The organism is Streptococcus danieliae, assembly GCF_025447695.1.
GTDB classification, from domain to species: Bacteria; Bacillota; Bacilli; order Lactobacillales; family Streptococcaceae; genus Streptococcus; species Streptococcus danieliae.
In genome coordinates this window covers 1-7663 of record NZ_JAOBSU010000083.1, presented here as the reverse complement: position 1 = coordinate 7663, position 7663 = coordinate 1, and the positions used below count along the sequence as shown (strand labels likewise).

Below are 7663 nucleotides of genomic sequence, written 5' to 3'. Positions count from 1 at the left end.
TTATTTTTATGAAATTGATGAGGAGGAGTCAGGATCCTGACATTATTTTCAAAAAGAATAAGCAACGGGAATGATTCGTATCGTCTTTTGCTTTTTTTTTGGTAGTGAAAATGGTATAATCAAGGCTGAAATTTTAGAGAAAACGGGTATGCAATGAAGATTGAAAAACGCTATTTGTTAAATTACTCAATCCTGATTCCTTACCTCATCTTGTCGGTTTTGGGGCTGATTGTGGTCTATTCGACAACGAGTGCAAACTCGATCCAGAGTGGCGGGAATCCTTTTGGCTCCGTACTGACACAAGGGATCTTTTGGATTGCGAGTTTAATTGGGATCGCCTTGATTTACAAAATGAAACTAGACTTTTTGAAAAATCAAAAAGTAGTCGGCTTTATTCTCAGCGTGGTTGTCCTCTTGCTGATTATTTCACGCTTCTTTGGAGCGACAATCAATGGGGCTAGGGGATGGATTTTGCTGGGGCCTTTGAGTTTGCAGCCGGCTGAATACCTCAAGGTGGTAATGGTTTGGTACCTGGCTTCGGTTTTTAGCAGCGAACAGGAGTTGATTGCCAGCAGTGACTATTATGCCTTGACCAAAAACACCGTCTTTCCACGGAGTTTTACCGATTGGCGAGTGGCAGTTCTAATTTCTCTGGGGGTTGTGGCTTCCTTGCCGGACCTGGGAAATGCGACGATTTTGACCTTGCTGACCTTAATTATGGTTTCCTTGAGTGGGATTTCCTACCGTTGGTTTATGACCAGTCTGGGAGCTATTGTGGCCTTGTCGGCAGCTATTTTGGGAGCGATTCGTCTGGTCGGGGTTGATGTTGTGGCTAAAATTCCCTTGTTTGGTTATATTGCCAAGCGGTTTAGTGCTTTTTTTAACCCCTTTGAGGATTTGTCCGATTCGGGCCACCAACTAGCCAATTCCTACTATGCTATGAGTAATGGTTCTTGGTTTGGGCTTGGTTTGGGGAATTCGATTGAGAAGAATGGCTACCTGCCTGAGGCGCATACAGACTTTATCTTCTCCATTGTGATTGAGGAGTTGGGTTTTGTCGGTGCCAGTTTGATTTTAGGTTTGCTCTTTTTCCTGATCCTGCGGATTTTGTTGGTTGGGATTCAGGCGCGTGATCCCTTTAATGCCATGTTGGCGACAGGAGTTGGTGGGCTTTTGCTGACGCAGACCTTTGTCAATATTGGTGGGATTTCCGGCTTGATTCCCTCAACCGGGGTTACCTTCCCCTTCCTTTCGCAAGGTGGGAATAGTTTGTTGGTTCTGTCCATTGCCATTGCTTTTGTTTTAAATGTTGATGCGACGGAAAAAAAGAAAGCGCTAGAAGAAGGTCAGCCTCTCTATTGAGGATGAAAGGGCTTGTTTGATTGGGCGGGATGAGGAAAGGCCTTGTCCACGCCTCTTTTTGCATACGAGGAGAAAAAATGGAAAAACTAGAGTACCAGGTATCCGCAGAGGTCATTGCCGAGGATGCCCAAGAACTGACCCGGATGGTCAACCAGATTGTGGTAGCAGCTTATGGTCCAGGTGTCTTAGACGAAATTGCTCAGGTAAAAAACTGGGTCGTGGCAGGAGCGGATCAAGCGATTGCCGCTTATCTGAAGGATTTAGAATTGGAGCGGATGGCATTGTTGGTTCGCTATTTTGCGGTCGTTCCTCTTTTGATTAATATTGCCGAGGATGTTGATCTGGAGGTGACCATTCAACGGCGGAATAATTTACAGGAGGACTATCTTGGGAAACTGAGCCAGGCGGTTGCCCGGATGGCGCAAATGGAGAATGCCCAGACTCTCCTCGAAGATCTTCAGGTGGTGCCGGTCTTAACGGCCCACCCAACCCAGGTCCAACGGAAGTCCTTGCTGGATTTGATGTCGCAAATCCATGACCTTCTCAAGCAGAAGCGGATGGCCTTACCAGGAGATTTGAACCAGGCAGAGTGGGAAGAAGAGCTTAATCGCTATCTGGAAACGATTTTGCAAACTGATCTGATCCGGGAGCAGAAATTGACGGTTACCAATGAAATTGTCAATGCTATGGCTTATTATCGTAGCTCCTTGTTGGAGGCGGTTCCCCGGCTTACCCAGACCTATCGCGAGTTGGCACAAGAGCAGGGACTATCTGTTCCTAACAGTAAGCCCATTTCTATGGGAATGTGGATTGGCGGCGACCGCGACGGCAATCCTTTTGTGACTGCAGATACCCTGAAAGAATCAGCCCGTGTTCAGCAGGAAGTTCTTTTTGACTTTTACCTACAAACGCTCAACAAGTTGTATCGGGACTATTCTGTTTCCTTGAATTTGACACAGGTTAGTGCCGAGGTAGAACAGTTGGCTAGCCTCTCACAAGATAATTCGATTTTTAGGGAAAAAGAACCCTATCGTCGAGCGCTTTCTTGGATCCGGGATCGACTCTTAAAAACGCAGCGGGACATGCAGGACTTCTTGGGGCGGGCGGAAAACTTGGATGTGACCTTGGCTGGTAAAGATTTGATCCGAATCCAACAGCAGCGTGATTGGGAGACTATTCCAGCCTATGCCAGTGCGGCGGAGTTTCGGGCAGAGTTGCAGCAGGTTCAAGATTCCCTCTTGACCTTCGGTCAGCAGCACCTGGCTAGTGGGAAATTGAGTCAGCTGCTGACAACGGTAGAGGTTTTTGGTTTTTACCTGGCCAGCATCGACCTGCGGCAGGATTCTTCCATGCACGAATCCTGCGTGGCAGAATTATTAGCTACAGCTGGTTTAGTTGATGATTATGCAAGTAAAACAGAGAACCAAAAGGTTGCCCTGCTCTTGCAGTTGTTGACGGAGGATCCCCGGCCCTTGTCAGCCCCAACCCTGCCCAAGAGTGACTTGTTGGCTAAAGAACTAGCCATTTTCAAAATGGCTGCTAAACTCAAAGATGTATTGGGAGAAGAAGTGATTCGCCAATCGATTATCTCGCATGCCACCAGTGTGTCTGATTTACTGGAATTGGCAACTCTCTTGAAGGAGGTTGGCTTATTAAACCGCGAAAGCACCCGTCTCCAGTTAGTTCCACTTTTTGAAACGATTGAGGACTTAGAGGCTTCACGTCAGACCATGCAGGACTATCTGTCTTTGGACTTGGTTCAAAAATGGATTGCCTCTCAAAACGGCTATCAGGAAATCATGCTGGGCTATTCGGATAGTAATAAGGACGGTGGTTATCTGTCTTCAGTGTGGTCCCTTTACCAAGCCCAAGAAGATCTCCAAAAACTGGGGCAGGAATTTGGGATCAAGGTGACCTTCTTCCACGGCCGTGGTGGAACAGTGGGTCGCGGTGGTGGCCCAACTTATGAAGCGATTATTGCCCAACCGTTGGAAAGTATCCGGGACCGCCTGCGTTTAACGGAGCAGGGGGAAGTGATTGCCAACAAGTATGGCAATCAGGAAGCGGCCTATTACAATTTGGAAATGTTGCTGTCGGCTTCGTTGGACCGGATGCTGAACCTGGAAGCAGAGTTGAGTGTAGAGCAGCGTGAAACCTATGGACGGGTTATGAATCACCTGGTGCAAAGTAGCTACCAGGCCTATCGACAGCTAGTGTTTGAAAATCCTGCTTTTTATGATTTCTTTTTTGAAGCTAGTCCGATTGCAGAAATTTCCAGTTTAAATATTGGTTCCAGGCCAGCAGCTCGTAAAACGATTACGGAGATTTCTGGTTTGAGGGCGATTCCTTGGGTCTTTTCTTGGTCCCAGAACCGGATGATGCTGCCTGGTTGGTACGGGGTTGGTCAGGCCTTTCAGACCTTAATTGCAGAGGATCCAGAATGGCTGGACATTCTCCGCGAGATGTATCAGAATTGGCCATTTTTCCGAGGCTTACTTTCCAACGTTGACATGGTACTGGCTAAATCAAATATGACCATTGCGGCTCACTATCTGGATTTGGTAAAGGATCCAGAGGTTGCGGCTGTTTATGACCTGATTTTGGCAGAATGGCACAAAACCAAGGAGAGTGTTCTGTTAATAGAAGAAAGAGATGAGCTCTTGGCGGACAACAGCTATCTTTCCAACAGTTTGTCTTATCGGATGCCTTATTTTGATGTTTTGAATTATGTTCAGGTGGAGCTAATTCGTCGCAAGCGGGAGGGGAATTTACCGGCTTCAGCAGATTCCTTGATTGCGACAACGATCAATGGAATTGCGACAGGGTTGCGCAACTCTGGTTAATCGGCGGAAAAATTAAAAAAAGAAGTAAAAGGCTTGATTTTTTCTAACAGTCTGATAGAATAGTAGGGAAAGTTAGACTGTATTGCCTACTGTCTATCTATAAAATATATTTTATTGGAGGCTTTTACCCAAATGGCAAAAGAAAAATACGATCGTAGTAAACCCCACGTTAACGTTGGTACAATTGGACACGTTGACCACGGTAAAACTACCCTAACTGCAGCGATTACAACTGTTTTGGCACGTCGTTTGCCTTCATCAGTTAACCAACCTAAAGATTACGCTTCTATCGATGCTGCTCCAGAAGAGCGCGAGCGCGGAATCACCATCAACACTGCACACGTTGAGTACGAAACTGAAAAACGCCACTACGCTCACATCGACGCTCCAGGACACGCGGACTACGTTAAAAACATGATCACTGGTGCGGCTCAAATGGACGGAGCTATCCTTGTAGTAGCATCTACAGATGGACCAATGCCACAAACTCGTGAGCACATCCTTCTTTCACGTCAGGTTGGTGTTAAGAACTTGATCGTCTTCATGAACAAAGTTGACCTTGTTGATGATGAAGAGTTGCTTGAGTTGGTTGAAATGGAAATCCGTGACCTTCTTTCAGAATACGATTTCCCAGGTGATGACCTACCAGTTATCCAAGGTTCAGCTCTTAAAGCGCTTGAAGGTGATTCAGCATTTGAAGACATCATCATGGAATTGATGAACACTGTTGACTCATACATTCCAGAACCAGAACGCGATACTGACAAACCATTGCTTCTTCCAGTCGAGGACGTATTCTCAATCACTGGTCGTGGTACTGTTGCGTCTGGACGTATCGACCGTGGTGTGGTTCGTGTCAACGACGAAATCGAAATCGTTGGTATCAAAGAAGAAACTACTAAAGCCGTTGTTACTGGAGTTGAAATGTTCCGTAAACAATTGGATGAAGGTCTTGCAGGAGACAACGTTGGGGTTCTTCTTCGTGGTGTTCAACGTGATGAGATCGAGCGTGGACAAGTTATTGCTAAACCAGGTTCTATCAACCCACATACTAAATTTAAAGGTGAAGTTTACATCCTTACTAAAGAAGAAGGTGGACGTCACACTCCATTCTTCAACAACTACCGTCCACAATTCTACTTCCGTACTACTGACGTAACTGGTTCTATCGAGTTGCCAGCAGGTACTGAAATGGTTATGCCTGGTGATAACGTGACAATCGACGTTGAGTTGATCCACCCAATCGCCGTAGAACAAGGAACAACATTCTCTATCCGTGAGGGTGGACGTACTGTTGGTTCAGGTATGGTTACTGAAATCGAAGCTTAATTCGGTTCATTTCCTAGATTAACAATTAAAGTCAGAACAGCGCTAGCTTGTCCTTGGGACAGGCTAGTGTTTTTTTACATTTAATGAAGAATTAGTCATTGAAGATTGCTTTGAGGGCGGAAATGTCCTTTTTTTCTGGTTGTCTTTGTGATAAAATAGGGACTGTAATAAAAATAGAAGAGGTATGTGAAATGTCACGTAAACCAATTATTGCCGGTAACTGGAAAATGAACAAAAATCCTCAAGAAGCTCAAGCTTTTGTAGAGGGACTTGCAGGTAAATTGCCTTCAGCTGATCTTGTTGAAGCAGCGATTGCTGCACCAGCTGTTGATTTGAATGCTCTTCTTTGGTTCTCTAAAGATTCAGATCTTAAAGTGGCTGCTCAAAACACTTACTTTGAAGATGCAGGTGCTTTTACAGGTGAAACAAGCCCTAAAGTCTTGAGTGAAATGGGTGTGGACTATGTTGTCATCGGTCACTCTGAGCGTCGTGATTACTTCCATGAAACAGACGAAGATATCAACAAAAAAGCGCACGCAATCTTCCGTAACGGTATGACTCCAATCATCTGTTGTGGTGAGTCTCTTGAGACTTATGAAGCAGGACAAGCGGTTGAGTTTGTTGGAGCTCAAGTTTCGGCAGCGCTTAAAGATCTTTCAGCAGAGCAAGTGGCATCTCTTGTCATTGCTTATGAGCCAATTTGGGCTATTGGTACTGGTAAATCTGCAACTCAAGATGATGCACAGAAAATGTGTAAAGCAGTTCGTGACGTTGTGGCTGCGGACTTCGGCCAAGAAGTTGGAGATAAGGTTCGTGTACAATACGGTGGTTCTGTAAATCCATCTAATGTTAAAGAGTACATGGCTTGCCCAGATGTAGATGGAGCTCTTGTAGGTGGTGCTTCCCTTGAAGTGGATAGCTTCCTAGCTCTTTTGGATTTTGTAAACTAATGGTTTCAAAGCTCGGTTTTTCCGGGCTTTTTTCTTTATTTGCATTGAAAAAATTATTTTCTATGGTAAAATGAACAGGTAAGTTTAAGAAAATTTAAAGGAAATGAAATCTATGAAACATGGGTCGCAACAGCGTTTTTCAATTCGGAAGTACTCTTTCGGAGCAGCCTCGGTTCTTATTGCGAGCTTGGCCTTTATGGGTGGGCAAGTGCAGGCGGATAGTCTAGCAGAAAGTTCTGCGTCAACAGAGGCTACCAGTCAAACAGTCGCAAGTAGTAGTACCGAGGTGGTCACTCAAATAACTTCTGAGCCTACTCCTGCAAGTAGCCAAAAAGAAGTTGAACCGTCTACTGAGACTAGTTCAGTTGCTCAAGCAGAACTAGTACCAAGTGAATCTGTGTCCTCTGTTAGCGAGTCCAAAGTGGAAACTAAGGTGACTCCAGAGGTTCAACCGGCATCCTCAAAAGTTGAAAGTCCTGCAATTGTTAGCTCTTCAAGTAGTAGCCCTGTTGTAGCTCCAAGCGTAAATCCTGTTCGTCGAGCAGCGACAGCTGGAAACCCAAATGTAGCGACTCTACCAGATTCAGGAACCTATGTTTTCGAGGAAAAGACAGCTGTTCATTCCCAGCCTAACCTGTCTTCTACTGTTGTTGCAACCTATCAAAAGGGACAGTCTGTCATCTATGACCGTCTCTTGAGTGCAGATGAGCGACTATGGTTGTCTTATATTGGAGCTTCAGGTGCTCGTCGCTATGTAGCCCTACCCGGACAGAATCAGTCTGGTCAAACAACGGACTCAGCAGTTGCCAACACCTTGAATGCTTTGGCTCCGCAGGGAACCTATACCTTTAGTAAAACAGCAGGTGTCAAAAATGAAGCACGCTTGTCTAGCCCGGATTTAGCCTTCTATTCTCCTGGTCAATCTGTTCGTTATGACCGTGTGCTAACTGCAGAAAATCACCGCTGGATTTCTTATATTTCCTACTCTGGCTTTCGTCGCTATGTAGCTATTGAGGAGCTTCCGCAAGTACCGAAGGTTGAGAAGACCGGTCGAGTGTCAACTGCCAATGTATCTAGTTCTGGCTATGATGTGGTTGTTACCAATGTTAATCACCCAGCAGGTGTTAAGGAAGTCCTTGTCCCAAGCTGGTCTGAGAAAACTGGTCAAGACGATATCAT

5 protein-coding genes are annotated in these 7663 nt (G+C 45.5%); all 5 read left to right on the top strand.

Features of this window, described 5'->3' with window-relative positions:
- Positions 1-153 precede the first annotated feature (153 nt).
- Positions 154-1362: a cell division peptidoglycan polymerase FtsW gene (ftsW, locus tag N4310_RS06550; protein WP_262092543.1), complete on the top strand. Its 1209-nt coding sequence runs from the start codon at positions 154-156 to the stop codon at positions 1360-1362.
- 77 nt (positions 1363-1439) lie between these two features.
- Entirely contained in the window at positions 1440-4205 is a 2766-nt protein-coding gene (gene ppc / locus N4310_RS06545; RefSeq protein ID WP_262092542.1) for a phosphoenolpyruvate carboxylase, read from the top strand.
- 132 nt (positions 4206-4337) lie between these two features.
- The gene (tuf, locus tag N4310_RS06540) at positions 4338-5534 is read left to right on the top strand and encodes an elongation factor Tu (protein ID WP_135038088.1); all 1197 of its coding nucleotides are present in this window, start codon (positions 4338-4340) and stop codon (positions 5532-5534) included.
- 191 nt (positions 5535-5725) lie between these two features.
- A complete protein-coding gene (tpiA, locus tag N4310_RS06535; protein WP_262092541.1) occupies positions 5726-6484 on the top strand; it encodes a triose-phosphate isomerase in 759 nt (252 codons plus the stop codon).
- Between the two features lie 112 nt (positions 6485-6596).
- Positions 6597-7663: SH3 domain-containing protein (locus N4310_RS06530; protein ID WP_262092540.1), on the top strand; the 1067-nt coding region annotated here is incomplete at its 3' end.

What these genes read in the sequence shown, in the direction of transcription:
- ftsW (WP_262092543.1), top strand. Translation starts at nt 154, where the DNA reads ATGAAGATTGAAAAACGCTATTTGTTAAATTACTCAATCCTGATTCCT.
- ppc (WP_262092542.1), top strand. Translation starts at nt 1,440, where the DNA reads ATGGAAAAACTAGAGTACCAGGTATCCGCAGAGGTCATTGCCGAGGAT.
- tuf (WP_135038088.1), top strand. Translation starts at nt 4,338, where the DNA reads ATGGCAAAAGAAAAATACGATCGTAGTAAACCCCACGTTAACGTTGGT.
- tpiA (WP_262092541.1), top strand. Translation starts at nt 5,726, where the DNA reads ATGTCACGTAAACCAATTATTGCCGGTAACTGGAAAATGAACAAAAAT.